A 25,325-nucleotide genomic window follows, 5' to 3' on the forward strand; every position below is an offset into this window, starting at 1 on the left:
TTTCTTGTAAACGCATTACAATGTAAGGGTAGTCACAGATAAAGAGAGAAAGAAGGATGACAATATGTCAACTAAACGCAAACCTCCTACACTGCAGCAGAAAAAAGAAGAGGTTAACCGCAAGGCAATCCTATGGATCAGTGCAAGTCTGGTACTGCTGGTTCTTCTCATTGTCGTTTTGTTTCTCGTAGCAGGGAACTAATTCAACCAATGGTAGACCTTATGGGGGTTGGTCTGATTTGGGGGCGCATCCGAAGGGAACCGGTCCTCCGGCACGACTAGCTCCTCAGGCAGAACCCCTTTACTAATCTGCACTTTCGTGCCCATCGGCACCATCGCGAACAGCTCCTCCACATCCTTCCGGCTCATCCGGATACAGCCCAGTGATTCATCCTTCCCGATGCTTTCCGGTTCATTCGTGCCGTGTATCGCATAATTACTGTCCGAGAGCTGCATGCCCCGGCTGCCGAATTCACCGTTATCACGTCCATTCGGATTGACCACTTTATCCCGGATCACGAAGCTACCCTCAGGCGTCTTCTCCCCGCCCAATCCGACTGCATAGTTCCGCAGAATAATATTGCCGCTGGTTACTGCCAGACGGTGTTTTTGTTTATCCACAATAATTGTGAGCGGTGCTGTAAAAAAGGGCATATCTGCCCCGCCGGCTCCGCTGCCCGCCTCGGTACTGCCCCCGCTTGTCTGACCTTGCCCCGGTGAACCGGCGGCCGGTGTTACGGCAGGTTGCGGAGAGGGGCTTGGCACTGCAGCAAGTCCCGCTGCTGCCCCGCGGAGCGGACTGAACTCTTCCTTCATGAGCGGTGTCGTGCCGCCCAGCCAGTTGGCCGGAAAAGGCTTCACCAGTTCCTGCAGTGAACCGGGAAGGGCTCCTTTGCCCGTCTTATAGGCCCGCATGGCACTCCAGAGCACGGCAAGCTCCTCCTGCTTCTCCTGCCACAGCCCCGCCTGCTTCTTGATTTCCGCCGGATCAGGCGGCTGGCAGTCACAGACAACCGGATTATAGGACTGGTACACTACGCGTCCGTCCCCGCTCTTGGCAAGCGTAGCCGCCAGTGGAAGCTTCTTCTTCCATACCAGCCACTTGCCCGCCCGCTCCATGCTTAGCATCGCCGTGGCGGAAGGCGTTTGTGCCTTCTGCAGGATACCCGCCAGTCCCTGGCCGCCGGAAACGGCATCTGCCCCTACAGCGGTGAAGGACAGGCTTGGCTGAACTGCCGGGGTCTCTTCTTCATCTGATGCCGGCAGCTCAGCCAGGGCAACAGCCGCATTCTCCCCGTCCGGTGCTTCAGAGCTTTCCTGGCTTACCCCCGGTGCCACTGCAGCCGGGATCAGCAACAGCAGCAGAAGCATCAAGGCCAGCAGCACACGGCGTTTCCGCAGCCTGCCTGCCTGGCGTTCCCGGGCGGATTGCAGCAGCCCATCCTCATATTGCTTCAGCATATCGGCCGGCACCTTGCTGTGCTCAAAAGCTTCATACACTTCGCCGGCCTGGTTGAAGCAGTAATTGGCTTTTCCCTGCTGACCGTTCTTATAGTATTCCTTACCGAGCAAGTACCATGCCATCTTGTTATCAGGATGCATCTGCACATATGCTTTAAGATGCTGCGAATTTTTCACATTGGCCTCCGGGAATCTATGATTCAACTTAGTTTCTTTATATTTTATATCGGTCAGGACATTAAAAAAAGACATCTCAAGCCGCATTTATCACGGTCAGGAGATGCCTTTATGTTAATGTAAGGATCAAATACGAGTATCACCCTATATCTGATCCTTACATTAGGTACTGATGAATTGAAGTCCGGACTTAGCCTTCTTTGTTGAACGGCGCATCCGCAATCTTAATGGAGTCTGTTGGACATCCGTCAGCGGAATCCTGCAGGTCATCGAACAAGTCGTCCGGAATCACTACATTCCCGTGGTTACCGTCATTCTCGTAGATCACTTCTGCCAAACCTTCGTCATCGTAATCAAAAATATCAGGGGCCGTCGCGCCACAAGCACCACAAGCGATGCATGTATCTTTTTCGACCCAAGTGTACTTAGCCATTTTATCTCTGCCTCCCGTTAAACAATACAGCCTGCAGTAGCAGCCTGTTATTTTTCTCATATTAATATAAATAGGATACAATTTCAATGAATTTTCAATGTGTTTACAGTATTGCCCTATTAACCGGCCGCATCATGCTGCTATTCCGGGCCAATATCTCAGTCGGTATCCCGGTCCGCGCCGCTAAGATTGTCCTTCTGAAGTGAAGTCCCCCGCTCCTTGTGATTACGCAGCCGCGCCGAGTGGCTGTCGGTGAGCATCCCTGCTGTCAGCACCGCATTCTCGCCGAACTTGTTGCGCAGCATATCCATCGCCTTATTCAGCGATTCCTTCTTCGGCTGCCGTTCGTAATCGAACAAGTCCAGCTGAATGGCGGAATCCTCCTTGAGCGTCAGCCCCTGAAGGGTCACCCCCAGCAGCCGTACCGGCTTGTCGCCCTTCCAGTGGCGCGCGAACTGGTCCAGGGCAGCCTTATAGATGTCTTCAGCGCTCTCTGTAGGTGCCTCCAGCTGGCGCGAACGGGTAATCGTCTTCATATCCGGTGTACGGATCGTTAGCTGCACTCCCGCAGCGACCAGACCCTGCTTCCGCAGCCGCCGCGCCACCTGATCGCTGAGATTCAGCAGGATTGGACGCGCCTCCGCCAGCCCCACCACATCCCGCGGCAGCGTAGTCGTGTGGCCGATGGACTTGCTCTGTTCCCGCTCAGGGTTCACTACCCCGTGATCGATCCCGTTGCCGGCCCGCTTCAGCCACGAGCCCATCACGCCAAAATGTCCGACTAGCATCGCCTCATCCGCTGCCGCCAGCTGTCCAATGCTGTAGATGCCCAGCTTCTTCAGCTTCTCGGCCGTCTTGCTGCCGATTCCGAACATCTCGTTGCAGGGTTTGTTCCATAGAATGGACGGCACATCGCGCAGCCGCAGCACGGATATGCCATTCGGCTTTTTGAGATCAGAGGCAATCTTCGCCAGCAGTTTATTGGGGGCAATCCCTATGGAGCAGGGCAGACCCAGCTCTTCCATAATACGCCGCTGCAGCGCCTCGGCAATCTGCGGAGGGGTCCCGAATTGGCGCGAACCGGTAATATCCAGATAACATTCGTCTATCGATACCGCTTCAAGCAGCGGAGTATAGCTGTAGGCAATCTGCATAAATGCATTCGAGTACTTGCGGTATAAATGAAAGTCCGGCTTAATAAGGATTAAGGATGGACAGATTCGCAGCGCCTTCTGCACCTGCATCCCGGTTGAGATGCCCAGCCTGCGTGCGGCGTAGGAGCAAGTGACGATAATCCCCCGTCTGGACTCCACACTCCCGGCAACGGCCGTCGCTTTACCTTTATACTGCTCCGGATCCTCCGCCTCATGCACCGAGCAGTAAAAGGCATTCATATCCACATGTAGAATAACCCTGCCGCTTGCCGGATAATACTGATCCACATTCTGCATGGTATCGACCTTCTTATCTTCAGGGTTCCATTGTTATTGTCAGCATACCTCTTCACCTTGCGGGAGGTCAACTTGCAGAAGAGCCTCATGTGGCGTTTAAGTGAAAAGTTCTTTGTTACTTTCCCGCGTAAAAATGCTATAATATAAAAATTAATTTCATATATGTGTATGCTAACTACAACTACAACTTAAGCTAATGCTTCCGAGGCCAGTTTTGCACGAAGCGGTTTCAAGGAAGTTATGCCAAACAACACTTTTAGGAGGACACTCATGTCTAAGTCTATCTCCATCTTCGATACTACCCTGCGCGACGGCACTCAAGGCGAAGGGATCAGTCTGTCGGCGGATGACAAGCTGAAGATTGCCCGGAAACTCGACGATCTGGGTGTCCATTATATTGAAGGCGGCAATCCGGGAAGCAACAATAAAGACATCGAATTTTTCAAAAGAGTCCAGGAGCTCCACCTGAATGCCAAAATCACGGCATTCGGCAGCACCCGGCGCAAGAATTCGGTAGCGGAGCACGACGACGGGCTGCAAAGAATGATTGATGCCGGCGTTCCGGCAGCGACCCTGGTCGGGAAGTCCTGGGACTTCCACGTTCATACTGCGCTGCAGACTACCCTTGAAGAGAACCTTGCCATGATCGGCGACTCCATCTCCTACCTGAAACGTCAGGGACTGGAGGTCATTTTCGATGCGGAGCATTTCTTCGACGGGTATAAGAACAATCCCGAATATGCTTCTGCCGTACTCGCCCGTGCCCGCGAAGCCGGAGCCGACTGGCTTGTAATGTGCGATACGAACGGCGGAACCCTGCCGCATGAAATTCAGGAGATCGTCTCCGGCATGGGCATCCAGCTTCCGGGTGCTGCTCTGGGCATTCATACACACAACGATTGCGAGCTTGCGGTAGCTAACACTTTAAGCGCAATCGGTGCGGGTGTACGTCAGGTCCAGGGAACCATCAACGGCTACGGCGAACGCTGCGGTAACGCCAATCTGTGCTCCATCATTCCAACCCTGCAGCTGAAGATGGGGTATCACTGTATCCCGGGAGATTCGTTACCCCAATTAACCAACACCGCCCGGTTCATCAGCGAAGTCGCCAACGTGAACATGCCGGTAAACCAGCCTTATGTCGGAACCGCGGCTTTTGCCCATAAGGGCGGCATTCATGTCTCGGCCATTCTGCGCGATTCGCGCACCTATGAGCATATCGCTCCCGAGCTGGTCGGCAACAAACAGCGTGTGCTTGTCTCTGAACTCGCAGGACAAAGCAATGTGCTGTCCAAAGCCCAGGAGATGGGGCTCAGTCTCGATCCAAGCAGCGAACAGGCCCGCAAGGTTATTGATAAGATCAAGGACCTGGAGCATCAGGGGTATCAGTTCGAAGGGGCGGATGCCTCGCTTGAACTGCTGCTCCGGGAAGCTACCGGGGAGATGAACGAGCTGTTCACCTTCGAGTCGTTCAAGATGCTGGTAGAGAAAACTGCCGGCCGCCCCGTCGTCTCTGAAGCCTTCGTCAAACTGAAGGTCGGCGGCGAGAACCTGTATACTGCCGCAGAAGGCAATGGTCCGGTCAATGCGCTGGATAACGCGCTGCGCAAGGCGCTGCAGACGTATTTCCCGCAGCTTAAGGATATGCACCTCTCCGACTATAAGGTCCGGGTGCTTGACGAGCAGGACCAGACCGCAGCGAAGGTTCGCGTACTCATTGAATCCAAAGACTACGGAGACACCTGGAGCACAGTAGGCGTATCCAGCAACGTGATTGAAGCAAGCTGGGAGGCACTGGTCGATTCTATGCGCTATGCCCTGCTCGGACAGATTTCGCTGGATCATGGCACCCAGGCCAGCAGTGAGCCGAGAGGCTTAGTCAATCACTAACTGCCTTTATCCATAGGTTGTTCAAAATCAAAAGCCCTCCGGTGCGGAAGTACATCCGCACCGGAGGGCTTTGCAGCACCTTGCCGCCGGCCTCGTCAGGAGCCGGTTAAGGCGATAATCTTCTGCTCCAGTTCCTCAGCGGTCAGGACACCCAGAATGATCTCGCTAATTACACCCTTCTTGTCAATTAGTACATTGGTCGGGAATACGGCTCCATTATATTTATCGAAGATCTGGCCTTTCAGATCATACATCACCGGAAAAGCCAGCATGTACTTTTTGACAAACCGTTCTGCATTCGGTTTATAATCCTGGCTGGTAACATTGATGCCGTAAATATCCAGCACATCGCTGTATTTCATTGCCAGCTTGTTCAGCTCCGGAGCTTCCTGCTGACAGGGATCACACCAGGAGGCCCAGAAATTCAGCATTACCGCTTTCTCCCTGGCTCCCCCGACTTCATACCGTTTGTCGCCTTCCTGAAGCATGAATGAAGGAGCTCTCAAGCCTGCGGAAGCACCTGTCTCCGGCTCCGCCTGCTGTTGAAGGACCGCGACCGCTTTCGGTTCAGCCTTGCTTCTATGCTCTATGGCAAGAACGGCCAGAAAAACAATCAGGGCCAGAACAGTCAAATTCCGTTTATGGACTGCTTTCATAGGAGTCAGTTCCTTTGCTTAGAGGATTTTCCTCTATTGTACCCCCACCTGCTGCAGTTTCAAACGTTATTTGCAATAAAAAAAGAGGATTCCGTCAAAGACGAAATCCCATGAAGAGAGAGGGGTGAAGATATGACAGCGAGCCAGGGAATCCCCCAGTCGATCAGACTGAGCTCTTCCGTACAGCATATGCTGGGGAAGCATCTGCTATCCTGTTATCCGCAGGAAGCCTGCGGAATCCTGCTGGGAGCTGCCGCAGCGGGCGGCATGTGTATCGACAACTATGTGCCGGTACGCAACGTAGCGCCTGACCCGCTGCATTCTTTCGTACCTGATCCCGGAGAGTGGATCAGAGCCGTATACCGTGAACCCGCACCTGTCGGATTCTTCCACTCCCATCCGCATGCTGCGCCCTGGCCTTCTCTTGCCGATCTGAACGGCCTGTCTTCGCTGGGGCCTGAGTTCAAGGTATACCTGATCGGCTCTCCGGGAACCGGCCATACCGGTACTCCGCTGCTGAACGGCTTCCTAATACAGCGTACGGACAGCAATGGCTCTGCACAGACAGCTGCCTTACAGCATGTGCCCTTAAGTCCTGCTTAGATAAGCGTACAGATCGCCCAGTGTCTCCACCTGGTTCTTCTGGGAAATCTGCCGGAGATACGCTACCCATAATTTCGCCGTCATTTTGGCATCCTCCAGCGCATGATGACGGCCTTCAATCGGGATCTCGTGGATGGCCAGCAGCTCATCCAGCGTGTAATTACTACGGTGCGGCTCCAGCCAGCGGGCCAGCATCATCGTATCCAGTACCCGGTGGGTCAGCTGGACCTTGGAGGTTTTCCATAAGGCGGCATTCAGAAAAGATTTATCATGTGCACTTCCATGTGCTACCAGTACTCTCTGGCCGACAAAGGACATGAAATTGTGCAGTCCGTCCATCAAAGACGGGGCACTGGATGTCATTTCCTCTGAGATCCCGGTCAGCCTGGTAATATTATCAGGAATAGCCGTCCCGCAATTCACGAGCGTATAGAAACATTCGTCTTCCTTGATCTCTTCCCCTACCACACGGATCGCCCCGAAGGACATAATTTCATCCCCGCCCTGATGGGAGAAGCCGGTAGTCTCAAGATCAAATATAACGGTCTCCAGCTCAGAGAGCGGCGTGTGCAGCACTTCCGGACGCCGTTTTTCGCGCATAAGAGAACGGATAAAAGCCATCTGCTGTGCGGTTTGCTGCGCCGATTCTCCGCCTCTCATGGAAGCGATGGCGGATGGCATTCCGCCTTGTCTCAGGTTATTCCAGAACCCTCCGCCTTTGTTCGGCTCCTTCATGGCTGTCTCCTTTCCGCGGACCGGAGCTGACGCTGCAGGGCCTTGTGCAGGCGCCTGACCAGCAGCAGACTTTCCCGCAGCTCACTTCTGAGCTGCTTATTCTTCAAATCATTCTCGGCATAGTAATCACTGCTTGCTAGCAAGCCGTCCTCCACCGTATAAGGCGTATTCACACGCATCTTCAAGGCAGTCAGAAATGCCCGCCGGATCTCTTCAAGATGCTGGTATTTGTCCAGTTCAGCCAAATGCTCAAGCCTCTTCAGCGTCGAAGAATCCTCTATCCCGTGCAGCAGCGACAAATGCCTGACAATATTGACAAGCGGGATATAAAGCCCGTATTTGACATCAAAACCGCCGGCATAATCGCCAAACCGTTCCGTGAGCACCTGTCCAAGCAGATTAAGCGTTGCTTTATGACGCACGGTATTGCGCAGCACAGCCATCGCCAGTTTGTGATTGTCTGCAAAACCGGCATGAAAAGCTTCCTTCCACCTCGCGGACAATTCTACGCTGCCGGCCACATGGCGCATATCAGAAGCTATGATCAGGTAACGGACAGGCTCCCATTCCAGCTGCTCCATCCATCCCGCCAGCTGATGCTCCCATTCAGGCAGTGTTTTACGCCACAAAGGCTCTGAGCACATCACCTTGCCATCGCATTTCTCGTATCCTGTAGTTTCAAGCACATCGGACAACATGGCTCCAAAGGCTTCGAAATAGCTTTTCTTGAGCCCATCCAGCTCTCCTTCTACAATCAAACCATTATCCTGATCACTCCACAGCGTAGCTTCCTGTCTGCCTGCACTGCCGAATACAATAAAGGAATAGGCGCAGGGAGGCAGGCCATAGCCCGCCTCCTTCATCTGCGCCTCACATATGTGTACCGCGGTTCTTGCAATCTGATCATGCATTGCATTCACCCGGCACATCCATTCCTCAACCGGAATAACGTTTAATTGCTCCAGAAGTACTTTTTGACAAGCGGTACGCCTGGCCTTAAGCTCCTGCGGCGAACCGGCCGTTACGATGGACAAGTATCTTTCATCTTCGTTCCAGTCTGCTGTCTCCATCGAAGCCACTCGGTCCGCCTCCCTATTGAGTAGAAGATATAATTATTTCAAGGGTTTGGATTCCGATTCTGTAATCAGTTTCATTTGTTCAGGATAACCGTAAGTACCATGCTCACTGATATCCAGACCCATCAATTCTTCTTCTTCCGTTACACGAAGTCCGATAACCATCTTCATCACATAGAGGATAATGAAGGACATCACCGCTACGAAAGCAAAGGTTCCGATGACACCAAGCGCCTGTACTCCCAGCTGATGTGCCCCGCCGCCGTAGAACAAACCGGCTTTACCGACACCAACAGTTTCAACAAGCTCAGGTGTTGCGAACAAGCCTGTAGAAATGGCTCCCCACATCCCTGCAATACCGTGAACGGAGAAGGCGTAGATCGGATCGTCGAGACCTGCACGTTCCAGCCACTGTGATGTCATGAACGTGAATGCACCAGCGATAAATCCAATAAGAATTGCTGCCCAAGGTTCTACAAATGCACAGGCACCAGTGATAGCAACGAGTGCAGCCAGAACACCATTCAGCATTGCCGGAATATCCGACTTGCCGAAGTACAGCCAAGAAGCAATCAGTGCCGCCAGACCGCCTGCCGCAGCAGCCAGGTTCGTTGTCAGTGCCACGTGGCCGAAGAATCCGCCCATCGGGGACAATGCACTACCCGGGTTGAAGCCAAACCAGCCGAACCAGAGAATGATAACGCCGAGTACTGTGAATACCTGGTTGTGACCAGGAATGATAACCGGTTTACCTTCTTTATTGAACTTGCCCAGACGGGGTTTAAGGAGGATTGTAGCCACAACAGCTGCAGTTGCACCTGTAAGATGGACAACTGTGGAACCTGCATAGTCCTGCATGCCCAGCTCAGCCAGCCAGCCGCCGCCCCATACCCAGTGAGCTACAACCGGGTAGATCACTACTGAGAAAAGAATTCCGAAGATGATGTATACGCTCAGCTTCGCACGTTCCGCCATACCACCGGATACGATCGCCAGAGAAACCGCTGCGAAAGCCATTTGGAACAGGAATTTAACATTTAGAGTGACATCGGAGAATAACAGGGATTCGAACGAGGAAGCCGTTGTATCTCCACCGTAGAAGAATCCTGTAGTACCGAAGAAGCTATTGCCGTTACCGAAGCCAAGACCAAAGCCCAGAGCCCAGAAACACAAGCTTGCAATGGCCAGTGTCAATACCGTCTTACCGGCAACGTGGCCGGCATTCTTCATCCGGACCGAACCTGCTTCAAGCATTGCAAAACCAGCTTGCATAAAGAATACAAGGATAAATGCCAGGAACGTAAACGCAGTGTCAAGTCCGATTTGCAGATCCGGTGTTGCCGGACCCTCAGCTGCAAATGCGCTGACCGGATAGATCATCAGTGTAACCATGGCCAGGAACATCATCAACATCTTTTTTTTCATACTTTACCCCACTCCCCAATGTTATATTTTCTAACAAAGCGTGAAACTCTTAATGTCATTATAATCAGAAGTCAGGGAAATTGACAAGACTATTTTTTTGAATGTTTTAATTTATTATCGGAAGCTCACGATTTATTCACCGTATGACAATTCCCCCGCCAGATCGCAGATAATCCGCAGAAACCGCCAACTTCCATACCAGTCAAGGATGCAAGCGCATACACTTCGTGTAGGATTCTAGATCTTTCATTATGTATTTTTATTAATATCAGTTAGTAAACATACCTTTTCACTCCGGATTTTACCTGACATCACCCTTGTTTATCTTCAATATAAAATATGTTTAACCGCTTTTCCTAAGCGGCTGAGTATAATATCCGGGATATTTAGGGTTCTTAAGTCTATACATTACATGTCGTGTTATATATCAATCTTGCCTTCCCTGTCTGAATCCCCACCATTATGGAAATCTGTGCTCCCGCACTCCGCAAAGAAGGTATCCCTCATGTAATAAACAGCGAATCTTTCAGAAATTACAGCATATACTTTAAGTAAGTGTGACGTTTGACTGTATGGTTTGCGATTTGGTATCATTAATTATAAGAATAATAAATGAAGCAGAGCACATCGCTGTATTACAGCCTGCCGCTTCGAACGAGGTGAGATGACTTGGAGATATGACCCTTTACCGGATTGGTGAGCTGGCCAAGGCGGCCGGCACAAGTGAACGTACCATTGATTATTATACGAAGCTCGGACTTATTACACCCGAATCAAGAAGCATGAAGAACTACCGGCTGTACAGTCATGAAACCTTGATCAATTTACAACGTATTAATCAGCTAAAGCAGGAGAAATATACATTGGAAGAAATCAAATCCCTGATGGGCAAATGGAACGCAGCTACACCGGAAGCCGAGGTCTCGGGCAAACTGGTTCAGCTTGAGATTCAGATGCAGCAGCTTGAGCGCGAGGTCAAGGCTCTTGAACCGGTAATTAGCGGTTTGAAGCCCGGACAGGCCAACCGGGCATTAGCAGCATTAATTCCGCAAGGTGTTGCCTGCATGGAAGCGATCCGGCTTCTGCTGACGCAGGGGCCGCCAATGTAACAGCTTGTAACTTAAAGTGGAGGAATGAGACATATGATGCCCCTAATGTATCTATTATTAATTATCGCTTTTATCTTCTCCGTGTGGGCGCAGTTCAGGGTCAAGGGTAATTTCAAGAAATGGGCCAAGGTGCCCAACATGAATGGATTGACCGGATATGAAGCCGCACGCCGCATGCTCGACGCCAACGGATTATACGATGTACCCATTGAACCGGTACGGGGCACCCTCTCCGACCACTACGACCCTATCAACCGTGTTGTCCGGCTGTCTGAGCCCGTATATTATGAAAGCTCCATCGCAGCGGTTTCTGTCGCCTGTCACGAGATTGGCCATGCGATTCAGCATAAGGAACATTATCCGATGCTGACACTCCGCCACCGGATGTTCCCGGTTGTTAACTTCGCATCAGGTGTTGCACCCTTTATGCTGCTGGCCGGTTTTATTTTCAGCTCATTGAATCTTATTGGCCTGGGGATCATTTTCTTCTCGGCAGCAGTAGCTTTCCAGCTTGTCACGCTGCCTGTTGAGTTCAATGCCAGCAGCCGGGCACGCCAGATCATGGTCCAGCAAGGCTTCATCCGCAATGAAGAGGAACGCGGGGTCGCCAAGGTCCTGAATGCCGCAGCACTCACGTACGTGGCAGCAGCATTAGTCTCGCTGCTTGAGCTTATCCGGCTGATCCTCATGTTCCTGGGGAACCGCGACTAAGAGCGGACCCTTAGATCATTACAAACAATACCCCGGTAGGCTATGAGCCGACCGGGGTATTGTTTTGCTGTCTGTCTTTGAAATATGTTAGCAGGAAGGTACGGAATGAACGGGCCACCAGCGGCAGCTTGCCGTCCGCCCTGTGAATCAGCCCCACCGTTCTTGTAACCGAGGGTTCAACGACCCGGACCTGCGCCGGCTGCATTGGATTGGTCTGGTAGAACGCCATCTCCGGCAGCAAACTTACTCCCATCCCGGCAGCTACCAGACCGCGGATCGTATCTGTCTCCCCGCCTTCAAAAGCGATCTGCGGCTTGAACCCCGCCTGCAGACAAGCCTGCCATACAATCGGCCGCAGTGAGTAGCCTTGGCTGAATAAGACAAATTTCTCTTCCCGCAGCTGTTCCAGCCGGATCACTTCCTCTCCGGCCAGCGGATGATTCTGCGGCAGAATGGCGAACAACTCTTCAGTCATCACAATATCTCCGGCCACATGCCCGTCATTCTCCGGAAATGGAGAAATGAAGGCCAGATCCACCTCACCCGAAATCACATCCTTAATTAACGACGGATAGGCCCCCTGCTTAAAGCGGAATTTAACATGCGGATAATGACGGCGGAATTCCGCAACAATGGAAGGAATGAGATGGGTCCCGAGACTATGCGGGAAGCCGATGCGGATCTCCCCGCGCTCCGGATCAAGGAATTCATGAACCTCCGCCACTGAACGGTCCAGTTCATTAAGGAGCGACTCTACTCTTTTGCAAAAGAGCTGTCCGACGGGAGTAAGCTGCAGGTTCCTCCCTTTCTGCATGAACAGATCTACACCGAGCTCCTGCTCAAGCTGATGGATCTGGCGGCTTACTGCAGATTGTGCGACATGCAGCTCCTCCGCCGCTCTGGTGACATGTTCCTTTTGGGCAACCTTTAGAAAATACTGCAGCTGTCTAAGCTCCACATCTACACCCTCTCTTATCGTCGGTTTCGTTTGAACACGCGGATCATTAGTCCGTAAATGAAGAAGCCGGCTATCAGACCGCCGATATGGGCCATATAATCTACATGCGGTGTGGCAAACGACATAATAATCCCCATCACCAGGAGGCCGTACAGCGTCTTGCGCGAGCCCTCGTCCATCATCGTTCTTTGCAGTAACGCAATGTAGAGGAATGCTCCATAAACGGCGTAGATGGCTCCAGAGGCGCCTACAGAGACAATCCCGATCTCTACTACTCCGCGGCCGCTGATGGCAACCCCCAGAAGGTTCGCCAGGAACCCGCCGGCCAGATACAGCAGCGCATACCGCCACCAGCCCATCAGCCGCTCCAGGGGAGGCGCAAATACCAGCAGGGCGAAACTGTTAAAGAACAGATGGGCAAACCCGTTATGCAGGAACATGGCCGCAGCGTAGCGCCACAGCTCATCTTTCTCCGGTCCGACATTTACCGTTGCCCCGAACTTCACGAGAGTCTGCAGATTCGTTGAGCCGCCATTCAGCGACAGTACAATGAACATCAGCACATTGGCCAGAATCAGCACACAGGTTACCGGATAATACCGGAGATAACTTTTCCACTTCTCGTATCGTATGAAAATCATAGCACCCATCCTTTTATGTATGTTTGTCCGGCTCGACATTCAGCTTCTAAAAAGATTATAATTTATTGTGGCAGTAACAATCCAATATTGCAATCCAAGGAGGAAACAAGGACATGACGCAAGAAAGAACAGGCGTAGCTACTTTTAAAGGCAATCCCATTACTCTCGTAGGACCTGAACTGAAGGCAGGAGATTCCGCACCCGCATTCGTGGTAAGCAAGAATCTGCTGGAAGATGCTTCACTCGGTGATTATGCCGGCAAAATAAAGCTGATCAGCGTTGTGCCTTCCCTCGACACCGGCGTGTGCGATGCACAGACCCGCCGCTTCAACAGCGAGGCTGCCGGTCTCGGCGATGACGTGGTTATCCTCACTATCAGCACAGACCTGCCTTTCGCTCAGGCACGCTGGTGCGGCGCTGCAGGCATTGACAGTGTAATTACACTCTCCGACCATAAGGAAACCTCTTTCGGACAAGCCTACGGCGTACTGATCAAGGAATTCCGTCTGGATATGCGTTCCATCTTCGTTGTGGACAAGAATGACAAGCTGGCTTATGTTGAATACCTCAGCGAAATGGCGGAGCATCCGGACTATGAAGCTGCCATCTCTGCTGTTCGGGCACTGCTGTAACCGCAAGCGCACCATACTTATACATTTTCAGTCTTACTTTTGTGAAAAAAAGCGGCAGAAGGTCATCCTTCTCCCGCTTTTTGCGTATGATGAGCCCTATTTATTAATGCCCGGCACGGCCTGTACCGCGCTTAGAAACCGCATACAATCTCTGGACAGAAAAGTGCAGCTTGCTCTTAGTCAGCCTTATATTTGCCCAGCTTCTTATCCAGTGACTGGTACAGACGCTGAATGACACGGTAATTGGCACCCAAATCGCCAAGCGATCCTCTGGATGCGGAATACATATCTACGGCACAGCGTACCGGCGAGGTACTCAGCACAGATACGGTGATATCCAGTGTGCGGCCGAACGCCGTTCTCTTCTCCAGGGTGATCTCCCCTACAGACTGTACTTCGTGAAGCACTTTGAATCCAGGAATCTTCTTCAGCGTTGCGGATACTTCATCCCACGCCTTGTCTCTTGAAAGAGTGTAATAACGTGTTTTGAGTGTCGGATCTTTTGCACGGTCGCTTGTTCCGTCATGACTGCGAAATAAACCGACCAAGGTTCTTTTCAACGACAAAATTCTTCCCCCTCTTCAAATCCCAAGTTCATTACTCTAAGTGTAACACTCTTATCCCCGGAACAAAAGAGCATAGCGCACTTTGTCCGGGTAAATAGCCCGGCCAGACAGGGCAGTCCTAACATCCCGCTTCCATTAGCTGGCGGGAACAGCAATGCACTTACAAGTGCTCACAAAAAAACCGGAACACACACCATAAAAGGCACCCTACTCCTGCAGTGAGCAGGTAACAGGGTGCCTTGTCAAAAACAGTAGAAAACCCGCCTATGCCGTCCGGCTGCAGTGTCTTCTGAACCTGCTATAGCAGGTGGGTGACCGCAGAAGTCGTTTTTGAATTCCCCAAGTCCTATAGACAGGGCTGTTCAGCCGCGCTTCATGTAGATCTCCCAAGACATTATCATTGGTTCAAAACAACGAGCAACCATAACGTACATCGCAGGATTTATTAATATTATATTGCGTTTTAACGAAAAAGTAAACCTGTATGCGCTTTAATTAACACTGGAATAAATTTCCGTCAAAATTATTGATCTTTCGGTTACCGGAATGTTAACTCTTCTTGAGGTTAATACCCTCTTCCGCTTCCTCATCATCCTCGTCAGAAGGCATGCCTTCATTCTCGGCTGCTTCCAGCGCCGCCTGCTCTTCAGCCAGCTTCTTCTTCTCCACCTGCAGCTGCAGCTTGTTGTACGTTGCATAGAAGTTAAAGAAAGCAAGCATAGCAATGAATGTAGGAATACAAAGAGCGTAGAGCACCGGATACCGCAGACCTATATAGAGAAGAACCGCTGAACCAATTAGTGTTGAGAATACACGGATCGGCCGGGCGATGGTCAACAGAATGGAGTTGGTCACCACTTCCTTGAAGGTCATCTGGTAATGAACCACGATCGAGAAGAAATTGAACATGGAAACGAACAAAATAATCATCAGCACGAGCATCAGGATACCGACGATTTTGAAATTGGCCATTTGTGTCATGTATACGGTAACATCAACGTACATAATCACGAACAGCAGGGTGTAGATAATACCTCCAAGCATGCTTTTGAAATAATTCTCTTTGTACCCCTGAAAAAAAGTGCGGAATGTGCTTACATCTGTGTTGCCCATCACCCATTTGCGCACCACTGTAAACAACGCCGCCGTAGCGGGAAATACAGTGAATGGCGCGAGTACGCCAAGTACCCAGTTGAGCGTGATCTGCTCATTCGGTCCGCCTGCTTCCGAACCCAGCATAATCATCTTCATAACTCCTGCGAACAGAAACGGAACCGAACACAGTGCCCACAAAATATTACTGAAGGCAATACGTGATATCCATTCTGTGATGCGGTATAAACCGCCCATTGCTCCCTTAAACTCCAATTCCCTTCCTCCTGTCTATCTAGCGCATACTGCGTATCTTAACTATACCCTATTTGACCCGGACTTTTCCAGCGCCCAAGTTTACAAGTTATAGGTAAGTGTCTACGCAAGCTCTGTGATTCGTCCATATATTAGAATCGTAACCACAACAACCACTGTTTAAAGGAGGTTAATCCCATGTCCGCACCCGGTTGCTGCAATCCTTGGACTTCCACCGGCACCATTCTGGTCCTGTTCATCCTGCTCGTCATTATTACCCGCACTTTCATCTAATCGTGCATGATAAGGATAAGGTATTACTCGAAGCATATAAATTCTTATCTCTGCAAAAAAAAGAAGACGAGAACCGCTCGCGGTCGCTCGTCTTCTTCCTATGTCAAACACAATGCTTAAACGTCGTAATCCTGTTTAGCCGGACGGGTGCTTGTGCTGCTTGGGCGGGCCGACGGTTTACGGTCTGCGCTGCGGCTTGCACCGCCATCGCGTCCTGCTCCCGCATCACGGTTGCCTTTGTAGCCGCCGCCGTAGCTGCTGCCGCTGTTGCTGCCATAGCCGCTGCTGTAGCCGCCACGCGTGCTTCCGCCGCTGCTGGCATTATCACGGTTACCGCGATAGCCGCCGCCACTGCTGCTGCCAGTTCCGGAGCCTGTACGGTTGCCGCCATAGCCGCCGCCGTTAGGCTTGCGTCCGCTGCGGATATCGTTCTTGCCTCCGCGGCGTTTCGCGCGGATCGGATCTTCAGGAGTCAGCTCGATTTGCGCATCCTTGTTATCGCCGGTAAGAAGCTTCATAGCTGCGGATAGCAGCTGTACAGAATCATATTGTTCCAGCAATTGAATGGCAATACCTTTGTATTCGTTCAGTTCGCCGCCGTCCTCAACCATTGCCAGCAGACGTTCAGCTGTAATGCGCTGTTTGCCTTCAATAGCCTCAGCCATAGTAGGAAGCGGTTTACGGGTAATGCGGTGACGGGTAACACGTTCGATCAGGTGCAGGTGATCCATTTCGCGAGGAGTTACGAAGGACCATGCAGTTCCTTCTTTACCGGCACGGCCGGTACGGCCGATACGGTGTACATAGCTTTCCGGATCCTGCGGAAGGTCAAAGTTAATTACATGAGTTACACCGGAAACGTCCAGACCGCGGGCTGCAACGTCTGTAGCAACCAGTACATCAATACTGCCGTCGCGGAATTTGCGCATTACAGCATCGCGCTGGTTCTGCGACAAGTCACCATGCAGGCCATCAGCGGAATATCCGCGTTTCTGCAGTCCTTCAGCAAGCTCGTCTACCCGGCGTTTGGTACGGCCGAAGACGATAGCCAGATCAGGGGACTCCATATCAATCAAACGGCTGAGCGCTTCGAACTTCTGGCGTTCAGGAACTTCAATATAAGCCTGATCGATTAGCGGTGCACTGATTTGCTTAGGAATTACGGATACATGCTGTGGGTTCTTCAGGAACTGCTGGGCAAGACGTTGAATGTTAGGAGGCATAGTAGCCGAGAAGAGCATCGTCTGGCGTTCTTCCGGAACGAGCTTGAGGATCGTCTGGATATCCTCCATGAATCCCATATCCAGCATTTCATCAGCTTCATCAAGTACAATGGTCTGTACATCATCAAGACGGATGGTTTTGCGGTTGATATGATCCAGGAGACGTCCAGGAGTACCAATAATAATCTGTGGTTTCTTCTTAAGTCCGCGGATTTGACGGCCGATATCCTGCCCGCCGTAGATGGCCAGTGAACGAAGTCCCTTGAAGCGGGTCAATTTGCCGATTTCTTCTGCTACTTGGATAGCAAGCTCGCGTGTAGGCGTCATAATCAATGCAACAATTTTCTCTTCTTCCCGGGCGATCTTGGAAATGAGGGGAATCCCGAAAGCAGCGGTCTTACCTGTACCCGTCTGTGCCTGGCCGATCAGATCCGATCCGGCCATTGCAAGCGGGATAGCTTGCTCCTGAATGGGTGTTGCTTCCTCAAATCCTAGTTCAGTGATTGCCTGTAGCACTTTTGGCTCCAAGCCGAATTCTGCGAATGTTTTCAAATTATTCATGCTCCTTCTATACAGTGGACATTCCACATGCTTGTCTGTATTCTTAAGTAGCGGTAAACACATTTATAGGCTGTCCAATCATGCCGTATTTCCTGCATGGTTTAGCGCGTATTGGGACAAAAAAAATGTCCTATGATCAGGCCACTACATATACCTGACAACTGTAACTTCGCATTCTAAGCAATGCAAAAATACCATTGTAACGTCCTACTCAAGAATATCCTATACATTATATCACAAACCGGATCAGGAATACCAGTACATTCCTTTCTTTCATTACTTACATTAAACATAGAGGTGAATTTGTTTGTTGAAACTCAGACTATTCGGGAGTTATATGGCCGTAATCTTCGGTTCTGCGATGATTGCCTGCGGCTTCAATCTGTTCCTGATCCCGCACAGACTGCTCAGTGGAGGAGTATCAGGCCTGGCCATGCTGGTCGGTTACTTCACTCCATTTAACATCAGCCTGCTGTATTTACTCTTTAATGTGCCACTGCTTGCCGCCGGCTGGTTCCAGCTTGGACGGAGGTTCATTATCCTCAGTATCCTCTCTGTCGGAGCCACAACCTGGCTGATGACCCTGGTACCGGTGCATCAGGTATCCTCGGATATGCTGCTGGCTTCCGTCTTCGGAGGGGTGCTTGTAGGTGTCGGGGCCGGAGTGTCTTTCCGTGTGGGCGGTTCGTCCGGCGGTTTCGATATTCTGGGCTCGATTATTACACGTTACCGCGATTTCCCGATTGGCAATGTCCTGGTCGGCCTTAACGGGCTCGTTATTCTGGCCGCAGCTTATTTCGATAACAACTGGAACCTGGCACTTGCATCCATGGTCTCCATTTATGTAAGCGGCAAGGTCGTCGATCTGATTCATGTCAGCCACATCAAAGTCACCGTCTATATAGTAACAACCCGGACGGATGAGCTTCTGCAGCAATTGCTGGGGCTTCAGCGCGGTGTCACAAAGATTAAGACGGAAGGTGCTTATTCTCATGTGGAACGGGACATGCTAATGACAGTGACCACACGGTACGAACTCGCAGAGCTCAAACGGATCATCAAAACAAGCGACCCGCAGGCTTTTGTAAACATCGTTGAAACAGTCGGGGTTATGGGGTCTTTCCGCAAAAGATAGGCTCCGAAAAAAATGCGCATATTTTAAAATTGTGATATATTAGTACCACGCAGGACCCTTATCAATTTCATGAAGATTGTGATTTACCCCTCTTTTTTCCAGGCACTTCGTTTTTCCGGGTGGACCCTGAATTCTAATTCAGTTCGATTCGAAAAAGGAAAGGGTGATTTTTGTGGAAATGGAAACGGTAAAACTGTCAGCAATCGTCATGAGGTGGTATCCCGATATGATACCGTTTCTGAAGCAGGACGAACTCAATTCTGTAATCGTTCTGCGTGACGGTCTAAGCATTCTGGAACCGGCAGATGCCATGGATATCATCCATTACAGCATTTGCGAGCATCAGAATTCTGCGTATCTTCACTAAGCAAGCTGCCCTAAGAGCAAGTTTTTATAGTTGCCGCTTCGGATTCGGCCTTCGTGCCGGATCCGAGCGGCATTTACTTTTTAATTCAGCGGTTCAAAATCCGTACATCCCGTTTATAAACAACAAGAGCGGTTTTTTATGACACCAAAAATTACGGGTATTGTTACAAGTCTGTTCTTTTTGAGTGCATCCGTTACTTTATACTTTAAGGGAATGTACATAAAGGGAGCGAATAACGAATGAACATCACCTGGGCATTACTGATGATGGCCCTGGGAGGCGTTGGAGTGCCGAATAACGGCCACGACGCTGATGTGGCAGCAGCACTGCAGAGCGCCATGAATCCCCCCATCGTCGCAGAACACACTACGAATCCAGAGGCAACAGCGATTACACCGGGTGGAGCTGGCAGCACGGCAGCACCCTCACCAAGCGCAACACCAGACGCAGCACTTCATACCGATCCGCAGCCGGATGCACCTAAGGTTAAGGGGATTTATGTAACAGCCTACAGCGCCGGGGGCGAACGCATGGAAACCCTGCTCGCTCTGCTCGACAAGACGGAACTGAATTCCATGGTCATCGATATCAAGGATGACGCGGGTTACATCACATACAAAACGGATAACACAGAGCTCCAGCAAATGGGACATCCCCAGCCGTTCATTGGAGACATCAACAAGCTGATGACACGTCTGAAGGAGCATGACGTATATCCGATTGCCCGGATTGTTGTTTTCAAGGACTCTGTATTGGCCAAGAAGAACAAGGAATTATCCTTTGTAAATACCGACGGCTCAGTCTGGGCTAACAAAGGCGGAGACAGCTTCGTGAATCCTTATAATGAAGCGGTGTGGAAGTACAATGTGGATATTGCCAAAGAAGCCGCGAAGCTCGGATTCAAGGAAATTCAATTTGACTATGTACGCTTCCCTGAAGGCTTCGAGAAACGTGCAGATACATTGAAATACACCAAGAGTGACAGACCGCGTGTAGAAATCATTGCCGACTTTGTCAAATATGCCAAAGCAGAGCTCGCGCCGCTGGGCGTACGTGTATCTGTTGATATTTTCGGCTATGCAGCGTCAGTTCCTGCAGCAGAGGGCATTGGCCAGGATTTCGTCAAAATATCGAAGAATGTGGATGTCATCAGCCCGATGGTCTATCCAAGCCATTACTCTACCGGCTGGTTTGACGTCAAAGATCCGGACAAGGACCCTTATGCTACAATCAAAGGCTCAATGGTCGATACGCACAAGAAGCTTGATCCGCTCGGCAGCTACAAGCCGGTAATTCGTCCATGGATACAGGATTTCACCGCCAGCTGGCTCGGCAGCGGCCATTATGTCAAATACGGCAAAAAGCAGGTTGAAGACCAGATCCGCGCCTTGAAAGACGAGAACGTGGATGAATTCCTGCTCTGGAATGCCAATAACCGTTATACCTCGGAAGTGGATTACGAACAATAAGCTTACAGCAATTATCTGATGTATCCAATCTCCATAAGACATCACCATAAGACGATCCGGAACCCGGCAGCTGCCGGGTTTTTTACTGAGAATTAAGCAAGTACATCCTACAACTACTATTAAGATAACGGGGCACCCACTATTATGAAACAGACTTCTTCCATTAAACAAAAAGCCGGACAGTTTCTGCATATCCTGCTTCCGATCCTTATTACTCAAATCGCCTTGTCAGCCATTACTTTCTTCGATACGAACATGTCCGGTAAATTCGGCACGAACGATCTCGCCGGTGTTGCTATCGGCACAAGCTTGTGGATTCCGATCCAGACCGGACTAAGCGGGATTCTAATGGGAATTACGCCGATTGTCTCCCATCTGATCGGCAGCCGCCGCAATAAAGATGTCGCCCACCAGGTCATGCAAGGCATGTGGCTCTCCTTGCTCGTATCGGTGCTGGTGCTCATTCTGGGCGGATTGGCCTTATCGCCGGTACTCAATTTCATGAACCTGGAGCCAGAGGTACGCGATATCGCATTCCGGTTCCTGCGGGCGATTTCTTTTGGCATCATACCGTTGTTCGGCTATACCGTAGTCCGCAGCTGCATTGACGCACTGGGTCAGACCCGCGTCTCGATGTTCATCACACTGATTGCTCTTCCGGTTAACGTGGGACTCAATTACCTTCTGATCTTCGGTAACTTCGGATTCCCCCGCCTTGGCGGAGTAGGTGCCGGTGTAGCCTCAGCCATTACATACTGGGTAATCTTCCTGATTTCCCTGGTCTTTATCTATCGTGCCGAGCCCTTCAGAGGCCTGCAGCTCTTCCGCAAATTCCATGCCATGTCGCTGGGCAGCTTTAAGGAACTGCTGAAGATCGGTGTACCTATCGGCTTCTCAATCTTTTTTGAAACTGCGGTTTTCTCAGCCGTAACGCTGCTTATGAGCCGCTTTGATACGGTTACTATTGCAGCCCACCAGGCAGCGATCAACTTCGCGTCCACCCTGTATATGATTCCGCTGAGCATCTGTATGAGTCTGACGATACTTGTCGGTTTCGAGAGCGGCTCCGGCCGGCTTAAGGATGCCCGCCAGTACGGATTCATGGGCATTGGTACGGCAGCGGTCCTCTCCCTGCTTACCGCGCTGGTGCTGCTGTTTGCCGGCAGCCATGTCGCCGGGCTATATTCGGATGCACCTGAAGTGATATCGCTAATTCAGCATTTCCTGATCTATGCAATCTTTTTCCAAATCTCCGATGCTATCGCAACTCCAATTCAAGGTGTTCTGCGGGGGTATAAGGATGTTACCCCTGCCTTCATCATTTGCTTCGTTGCATACTGGGTAATTGGTCTTCCGGTTGGCTATCTGCTCGCCACTTATACGGATCTGGGCGCTTACGGCTACTGGATCGGGCTGATTACGGGTCTGGCTATTGGAGCTATTCTGCTGCTGTCGCGGCTCATTCGGGTGCAGCGAAGATTCGCTCTTGAGAAGGCTTGAGTAATTTACAGCTTATATTCGAAAAACAGCCGCAGGCAAGAGGTTAATCCTCCTGTCTGCGGCTGTTCTATTTTACCGGCTTTTCACAAGCAGTTGTACTGCTTCCTTGATGACCTGATCCGGAGTATTTCCCTTTGCCAGCTCCTCCTGAATGCAGTGCTCCAGATTGTCTCCAATAACTGCACCAGCAGTGCGGTCTACGGCGGTTCTGATCGCGGTCAGCTGGGTTACAATCTCCCGGCAATCCTTGCCCTCCTCCAGCATGCTGAGAACACCCCTAACCTGACCTTCTATACGCTTCAATCTGTTTATTATTGCCTTGTCATATTCCACGGTTTCTTCGCCCCTTTAAATGAACAGATTAACTCCCGAATCCTCTGCGGCACCGAGATAGCTGGCAACACCGCCGATCTCTACCCCTTCTATCAATTCTTCCTGTGATATACCCATGATGTCCATACTCATAGAACAAGCCATCAGCTTCACACCGGCATTAAGCGCCCCCTGCATAAGCTGCTCCAGTGAATCTACATTCTTGCGTTTCATCGTGTAGCGGATCAGCCGCGCACCCAGCCCGCCCATATTCATTCTTGATAAGGGTAGCTTACGTGTCCCTTGCGGCATCATCATTCCAAACATTCTGTCGAGTCCGGCTTTCTTCACCTGCGGGGTCTGCCCGCGCCGCAGCACATTCAGCCCCCAGAAAGTAAAGAACATCGTTACCTGCTTCCCCATCGCGGCAGCACCTGAGGCAATGATGAAGGATGCAATGGTTTTGTCCAGATCGCCGCTGAAGACAACCATGGTCGTCCCTTCTGTGACTTGGGGATTCTGCACCTGAAACACATCATCTGCTGTATTCCATGACCCTTTGCGTACCAGCGCCTTCACTTTGCCCTCAGATACATCTACAGATTCCAGGGTGTTATGCGTCTTGCTGCACCACTGCCTGATGTCAGCGGCAAAACCAAAATCCGTTGCAGAAATCTCAACCCTCTGGCCATCTTCCATTGACTTTACTGTCTCATATACTTTGAGTATAGGGCCCGGACATTGCAAACCGCAAGCATCCAGTATAAGACGCTGTTCATTCCCGTGTTCTGTCCGGTTATTCACGGCATTGGCAGGAGCCGCTGAACCGGACGAAGCCTTGCGCTTCCCGGTACTCTGCAGCTGACTTTCTTCCATCACAGCATAAGTCTTATATCCACCGTCAACATTCCTTACCTGATAACCGTTTTGGCTTAGTATTCTGGCAGCAATATAGCCGCGCAGCCCTACCTGGCAGGATACCGCAATTTCCTTATCCCGCGGGATTTCCGTTAGACGCTCTCTCAGCTCTGGCAGCGGAATGTTTATAGAGCCGGGTATATAGCCTGCTGACCGTTCCACTTCTTCCCTCACATCAATGATAAGTCCGCCGCCGTGCGAAAAGTCATCCACCTCATGCCACTGGAGGTTTGCTACAAGTCCCTCCAGCAGATTGGAGGCTACGTAGCCTGCCATATTTACCGGGTCCTTGGCTGAGGAGTATGGAGGAGCATATGACAATTCTATATCGGCCAGCTCATTAGCCTTAAGATTGCCGCGGATGGCTGTGGCAATTACATCGATTCTTTTATCAACACCGGTGCTGCCCGCCGCCTGCGCTCCGTAAATGGCTCCTGTCTGCGGATTGAATAACAGCTTCATGGCTATCGGTGCAGCACCGGGATAATATCCGGCATGGGAATTCGGATGTATATGCACCGCTTCATAAGGTACCCCAAGAGACTTAAGCGTCTTCTCGTTATTACCGGTAAGAGCGGCAGTTAAACCAAAAATCTTAATAATCGCCGTTCCCATTGCCCCATTGTATGAAGCTTCGCGCCCATTAATATGATCTGCGGCGAGACGGCCCTGCCGGTTCGCCCCCCAGGCAAGAGAAACCATGGTATCAAACCCTTGAATACGGTCCTTGACTTCAATGACATCCCCAACGGCATAGATGGCCGGATCACTGGTCTGTAATTGGGCATTTACTTTAACTGCTCCACGGACACCAAGTGCAAGCCCGCTGCTGCGTGCCAGATCATTCTCGGGACTGACACCAATTGCCAAAATCACCATATCGGTACTGAGCACTTCACCGGAGGAGAGGCGCAGCAGGCTGCCCTGTTGTTCAAAAGCTTCTACACCTTCATTCAGCCGCACTTCAACACCATGCAGCCGCATATGCTCTTCCAGCGGGCGGGCCATTTCCGGATCGAGCGGATTGAGAATCTGCTGTCCCCGGTCAATTACAGTTACTTCAAGACCCCGCTCCCGCAGATTCTCCGCCATTTCAAGGCCGATAAAGCCTGCGCCGATAACTGTAGCATGTCGGGGCTTTCGGCGGTCTACATAAGCTTTGATACGGTCGGTATCGGGAATATTTCTTAGGGTGAACAGATTCTCCGCTGCAGAAATACCCTCAATAGACGGCACTATCGGCCGCGCACCCGGAGACAGCACTATAATATTGTATGGAATTTGTTCAACCTCTCCGGTCTTACTATTCCGGCACTCTACCCGCTTATGTTCACGGTCAATCTGCGTGGCCTCAGTAAATACTCTCACATCGATATTGAACCGGGCCCGTATACCGGCAGGTGTCTGCAGAAACAGCTTTTCTCTGGAATCAATAGTTTCTCCGATGTAATAGGGCAGCCCGCAGTTGGCAAAGGAAACATGCTCTCCACGTTCCAGAATAATAATCCGGTCTTCCTCATTCAATCTTCTTAAACGTGCAGCAGCTGACGCTCCTCCTGCTACTCCGCCAATAATGACAATAGTTCTTCCCACTTCTAGTTCCCCCTTATAAATAATACCCCTACGGGTATAAATATATACGGGTGGGGGTATATAGTCAAGTGAGAAAAAGATG

The 25,325-nt window shown here is 51.0% G+C and carries 25 protein-coding genes and 1 other RNA gene; 11 read left to right on the forward strand and 15 right to left on the reverse strand.

Translation table 11 applies throughout. The features are described from left to right. Positions 1-64: 64 nt before the first annotated feature. A complete protein-coding gene (locus tag NSU14_RS19255) occupies positions 65-202 on the forward strand; it encodes a hypothetical protein (RefSeq protein WP_171718430.1) in 138 nt (45 codons plus the stop codon). Here NSU14_RS19255 and NSU14_RS19260 read toward each other — a convergent pair. The 3 genes from NSU14_RS19260 to NSU14_RS19270 all read right to left on the reverse strand — a co-directional run bounded on the left by NSU14_RS19260 (position 199) and on the right by NSU14_RS19270 (position 3,522). Beyond that, on the reverse strand, positions 199-1,584 hold the full coding sequence (locus tag NSU14_RS19260; RefSeq protein ID WP_340946836.1) for a L,D-transpeptidase: 1,386 nt from the start codon (positions 1,582-1,584) through the stop codon (positions 199-201). The two genes, NSU14_RS19255 and NSU14_RS19260, sit on opposite strands and share 4 nt — an antisense overlap. Positions 1,585-1,828: 244 nt before the next feature. Next, complete coding sequence (locus tag NSU14_RS19265) at positions 1,829-2,071, reverse strand: ferredoxin (protein WP_036702186.1); 243 nt, start codon at positions 2,069-2,071, stop codon at positions 1,829-1,831. Positions 2,072-2,229: 158 nt separating this feature from the next. Further along, positions 2,230-3,522: a DNA polymerase IV gene (locus tag NSU14_RS19270; RefSeq protein ID WP_171718432.1), complete on the reverse strand. Its 1,293-nt coding sequence runs from the start codon at positions 3,520-3,522 to the stop codon at positions 2,230-2,232. Positions 3,523-3,792: 270 nt separating this feature from the next. On the opposite strand from NSU14_RS19270, the gene cimA reads away from it, so the two are divergent. Further along, a complete protein-coding gene (gene cimA, locus NSU14_RS19275; RefSeq protein ID WP_042135745.1) occupies positions 3,793-5,412 on the forward strand; it encodes a citramalate synthase in 1,620 nt (539 codons plus the stop codon). Between the two features lie 95 nt (positions 5,413-5,507). Here cimA and NSU14_RS19280 read toward each other — a convergent pair whose 3' ends face one another. After that, positions 5,508-6,068 carry a TlpA family protein disulfide reductase gene (locus NSU14_RS19280; protein WP_042135743.1) on the reverse strand — a complete coding sequence of 187 codons (561 nt, stop codon included), beginning with the start codon at positions 6,066-6,068 and terminating at the stop codon, positions 5,508-5,510. Between the two features lie 132 nt (positions 6,069-6,200). Here NSU14_RS19280 and NSU14_RS19285 point away from each other — a divergent pair, with 132 nt between their 5' ends. Continuing rightward, positions 6,201-6,671, forward strand: a complete 471-nt coding sequence (locus tag NSU14_RS19285) for a M67 family metallopeptidase (protein ID WP_340946837.1) — start codon at positions 6,201-6,203, stop codon at positions 6,669-6,671. Here the strand turns inward: NSU14_RS19285 and NSU14_RS19290 are convergent. From NSU14_RS19290 to NSU14_RS19300, 3 genes are read right to left on the reverse strand one after another with little or no spacing between them, the layout of a single operon-like run. Next, positions 6,657-7,406, reverse strand: coding sequence for an exonuclease domain-containing protein (locus NSU14_RS19290; RefSeq protein WP_042135741.1), 750 nt, complete (start codon positions 7,404-7,406; stop codon positions 6,657-6,659). The two genes, NSU14_RS19285 and NSU14_RS19290, sit on opposite strands and share 15 nt — an antisense overlap. Then, positions 7,403-8,476: a DUF294 nucleotidyltransferase-like domain-containing protein gene (locus tag NSU14_RS19295; RefSeq protein ID WP_340948966.1), complete on the reverse strand. Its 1,074-nt coding sequence runs from the start codon at positions 8,474-8,476 to the stop codon at positions 7,403-7,405. Before NSU14_RS19295 ends, NSU14_RS19290 begins: the two co-directional genes overlap by 4 nt. A 42-nt stretch (positions 8,477-8,518) precedes the next feature. Beyond that, a complete protein-coding gene (locus tag NSU14_RS19300; RefSeq protein ID WP_042135739.1) occupies positions 8,519-9,907 on the reverse strand; it encodes an ammonium transporter in 1,389 nt (462 codons plus the stop codon). 677 nt (positions 9,908-10,584) lie between these two features. On the opposite strand from NSU14_RS19300, the gene NSU14_RS19305 reads away from it, so the two are divergent. Further along, on the forward strand, positions 10,585-11,016 hold the full coding sequence (locus NSU14_RS19305; protein ID WP_042135737.1) for a MerR family transcriptional regulator: 432 nt from the start codon (positions 10,585-10,587) through the stop codon (positions 11,014-11,016). 33 nt (positions 11,017-11,049) lie between these two features. Next, on the forward strand, positions 11,050-11,727 hold the full coding sequence (locus NSU14_RS19310; RefSeq protein ID WP_371916272.1) for a zinc metallopeptidase: 678 nt from the start codon (positions 11,050-11,052) through the stop codon (positions 11,725-11,727). Between the two features lie 40 nt (positions 11,728-11,767). On the opposite strand, the gene NSU14_RS19315 is transcribed toward NSU14_RS19310, so the two are convergent. Together NSU14_RS19315 and NSU14_RS19320 are read right to left on the reverse strand one after the other, a co-directional pair. Further along, on the reverse strand, positions 11,768-12,685 hold the full coding sequence (locus NSU14_RS19315) for a LysR family transcriptional regulator (protein ID WP_039299738.1): 918 nt from the start codon (positions 12,683-12,685) through the stop codon (positions 11,768-11,770). Positions 12,686-12,699: 14 nt separating this feature from the next. Then, positions 12,700-13,326, reverse strand: a complete 627-nt coding sequence (locus NSU14_RS19320) for a rhomboid family intramembrane serine protease (RefSeq protein WP_042135735.1) — start codon at positions 13,324-13,326, stop codon at positions 12,700-12,702. A gap of 113 nt (positions 13,327-13,439) precedes the next feature. Here NSU14_RS19320 and tpx point away from each other — a divergent pair, with 113 nt between their 5' ends. Then, a complete protein-coding gene (gene tpx, locus NSU14_RS19325; RefSeq protein ID WP_042135733.1) occupies positions 13,440-13,958 on the forward strand; it encodes a thiol peroxidase in 519 nt (172 codons plus the stop codon). A 176-nt stretch (positions 13,959-14,134) separates the two neighbouring features. Here tpx and NSU14_RS19330 read toward each other — a convergent pair whose 3' ends face one another. From NSU14_RS19330 to NSU14_RS19340, 3 genes are all read right to left on the reverse strand, one after another. Beyond that, positions 14,135-14,524 carry a DUF1499 domain-containing protein gene (locus NSU14_RS19330; RefSeq protein WP_039299722.1) on the reverse strand — a complete coding sequence of 130 codons (390 nt, stop codon included), beginning with the start codon at positions 14,522-14,524 and terminating at the stop codon, positions 14,135-14,137. Positions 14,525-14,777: 253 nt separating this feature from the next. Next, a non-coding RNA gene (ssrS, locus tag NSU14_RS19335) (6S RNA) lies at positions 14,778-14,969 on the reverse strand. 104 nt (positions 14,970-15,073) lie between these two features. Further along, a complete protein-coding gene (locus NSU14_RS19340; protein ID WP_076244234.1) occupies positions 15,074-15,892 on the reverse strand; it encodes a YesL family protein in 819 nt (272 codons plus the stop codon). A 177-nt stretch (positions 15,893-16,069) separates the two neighbouring features. Here NSU14_RS19340 and NSU14_RS19345 point away from each other — a divergent pair, with 177 nt between their 5' ends. After that, complete coding sequence (locus tag NSU14_RS19345; protein ID WP_039299719.1) at positions 16,070-16,165, forward strand: hypothetical protein; 96 nt, start codon at positions 16,070-16,072, stop codon at positions 16,163-16,165. A 116-nt stretch (positions 16,166-16,281) separates the two neighbouring features. Here the strand turns inward: NSU14_RS19345 and NSU14_RS19350 are convergent, their stop codons facing one another. Then, positions 16,282-17,940 (reverse strand): DEAD/DEAH box helicase, encoded by a 1,659-nt coding sequence (locus NSU14_RS19350; RefSeq protein ID WP_042135729.1) that lies wholly within the window; start codon positions 17,938-17,940, stop codon positions 16,282-16,284. Between the two features lie 346 nt (positions 17,941-18,286). Here NSU14_RS19350 and NSU14_RS19355 point away from each other — a divergent pair, with 346 nt between their 5' ends. From NSU14_RS19355 to NSU14_RS19370, 4 genes are all read left to right on the forward strand, one after another. Next, entirely contained in the window at positions 18,287-19,084 is a 798-nt protein-coding gene (locus NSU14_RS19355; protein WP_076244232.1) for a YitT family protein, read from the forward strand. A gap of 178 nt (positions 19,085-19,262) precedes the next feature. After that, positions 19,263-19,451 carry a hypothetical protein gene (locus NSU14_RS19360; protein ID WP_171718441.1) on the forward strand — a complete coding sequence of 63 codons (189 nt, stop codon included), beginning with the start codon at positions 19,263-19,265 and terminating at the stop codon, positions 19,449-19,451. 239 nt (positions 19,452-19,690) lie between these two features. Next, on the forward strand, positions 19,691-20,920 hold the full coding sequence (locus NSU14_RS19365; RefSeq protein ID WP_042135725.1) for a putative glycoside hydrolase: 1,230 nt from the start codon (positions 19,691-19,693) through the stop codon (positions 20,918-20,920). A gap of 144 nt (positions 20,921-21,064) precedes the next feature. Beyond that, positions 21,065-22,420, forward strand: coding sequence for an MATE family efflux transporter (locus NSU14_RS19370; protein WP_042135723.1), 1,356 nt, complete (start codon positions 21,065-21,067; stop codon positions 22,418-22,420). 72 nt (positions 22,421-22,492) lie between these two features. Here the strand turns inward: NSU14_RS19370 and NSU14_RS19375 are convergent, their stop codons facing one another. Continuing rightward, the gene (locus NSU14_RS19375) at positions 22,493-22,753 is read right to left on the reverse strand and encodes a metal-sensitive transcriptional regulator (protein ID WP_042235028.1); all 261 of its coding nucleotides are present in this window, start codon (positions 22,751-22,753) and stop codon (positions 22,493-22,495) included. 15 nt (positions 22,754-22,768) lie between these two features. Further along, positions 22,769-25,243, reverse strand: coding sequence for an FAD-dependent oxidoreductase (locus tag NSU14_RS19380; protein WP_340946844.1), 2,475 nt, complete (start codon positions 25,241-25,243; stop codon positions 22,769-22,771). Positions 25,244-25,325 lie beyond the last annotated feature (82 nt).

This window comes from Paenibacillus sp. FSL R10-2771 (assembly GCF_038000205.1).
Taxonomy (GTDB): Bacteria; Bacillota; Bacilli; order Paenibacillales; family Paenibacillaceae; genus Paenibacillus_AQ; species Paenibacillus_AQ phytohabitans.

What these genes read in the sequence shown, in the direction of transcription:
- NSU14_RS19255 (WP_171718430.1), top strand. Translation starts at nt 65, where the DNA reads ATGTCAACTAAACGCAAACCTCCTACACTGCAGCAGAAAAAAGAAGAG.
- NSU14_RS19260 (WP_340946836.1), bottom strand. Translation starts at nt 1,584, where the DNA reads ATGGCATGGTACTTGCTCGGTAAGGAATACTATAAGAACGGTCAGCAG.
- NSU14_RS19265 (WP_036702186.1), bottom strand. Translation starts at nt 2,071, where the DNA reads ATGGCTAAGTACACTTGGGTCGAAAAAGATACATGCATCGCTTGTGGT.
- NSU14_RS19270 (WP_171718432.1), bottom strand. Translation starts at nt 3,522, where the DNA reads ATGCAGAATGTGGATCAGTATTATCCGGCAAGCGGCAGGGTTATTCTA.
- cimA (WP_042135745.1), top strand. Translation starts at nt 3,793, where the DNA reads ATGTCTAAGTCTATCTCCATCTTCGATACTACCCTGCGCGACGGCACT.
- NSU14_RS19280 (WP_042135743.1), bottom strand. Translation starts at nt 6,068, where the DNA reads ATGAAAGCAGTCCATAAACGGAATTTGACTGTTCTGGCCCTGATTGTT.
- NSU14_RS19285 (WP_340946837.1), top strand. Translation starts at nt 6,201, where the DNA reads ATGACAGCGAGCCAGGGAATCCCCCAGTCGATCAGACTGAGCTCTTCC.
- NSU14_RS19290 (WP_042135741.1), bottom strand. Translation starts at nt 7,406, where the DNA reads ATGAAGGAGCCGAACAAAGGCGGAGGGTTCTGGAATAACCTGAGACAA.
- NSU14_RS19295 (WP_340948966.1), bottom strand. Translation starts at nt 8,476, where the DNA reads ATGGAGACAGCAGACTGGAACGAAGATGAAAGATACTTGTCCATCGTA.
- NSU14_RS19300 (WP_042135739.1), bottom strand. Translation starts at nt 9,907, where the DNA reads ATGAAAAAAAAGATGTTGATGATGTTCCTGGCCATGGTTACACTGATG.
- NSU14_RS19305 (WP_042135737.1), top strand. Translation starts at nt 10,585, where the DNA reads ATGACCCTTTACCGGATTGGTGAGCTGGCCAAGGCGGCCGGCACAAGT.
- NSU14_RS19310 (WP_371916272.1), top strand. Translation starts at nt 11,050, where the DNA reads ATGATGCCCCTAATGTATCTATTATTAATTATCGCTTTTATCTTCTCC.
- NSU14_RS19320 (WP_042135735.1), bottom strand. Translation starts at nt 13,326, where the DNA reads ATGATTTTCATACGATACGAGAAGTGGAAAAGTTATCTCCGGTATTAT.
- tpx (WP_042135733.1), top strand. Translation starts at nt 13,440, where the DNA reads ATGACGCAAGAAAGAACAGGCGTAGCTACTTTTAAAGGCAATCCCATT.
- NSU14_RS19345 (WP_039299719.1), top strand. Translation starts at nt 16,070, where the DNA reads ATGTCCGCACCCGGTTGCTGCAATCCTTGGACTTCCACCGGCACCATT.
- NSU14_RS19355 (WP_076244232.1), top strand. Translation starts at nt 18,287, where the DNA reads ATGGCCGTAATCTTCGGTTCTGCGATGATTGCCTGCGGCTTCAATCTG.
- NSU14_RS19360 (WP_171718441.1), top strand. Translation starts at nt 19,263, where the DNA reads ATGGAAACGGTAAAACTGTCAGCAATCGTCATGAGGTGGTATCCCGAT.
- NSU14_RS19365 (WP_042135725.1), top strand. Translation starts at nt 19,691, where the DNA reads ATGAACATCACCTGGGCATTACTGATGATGGCCCTGGGAGGCGTTGGA.
- NSU14_RS19370 (WP_042135723.1), top strand. Translation starts at nt 21,065, where the DNA reads ATGAAACAGACTTCTTCCATTAAACAAAAAGCCGGACAGTTTCTGCAT.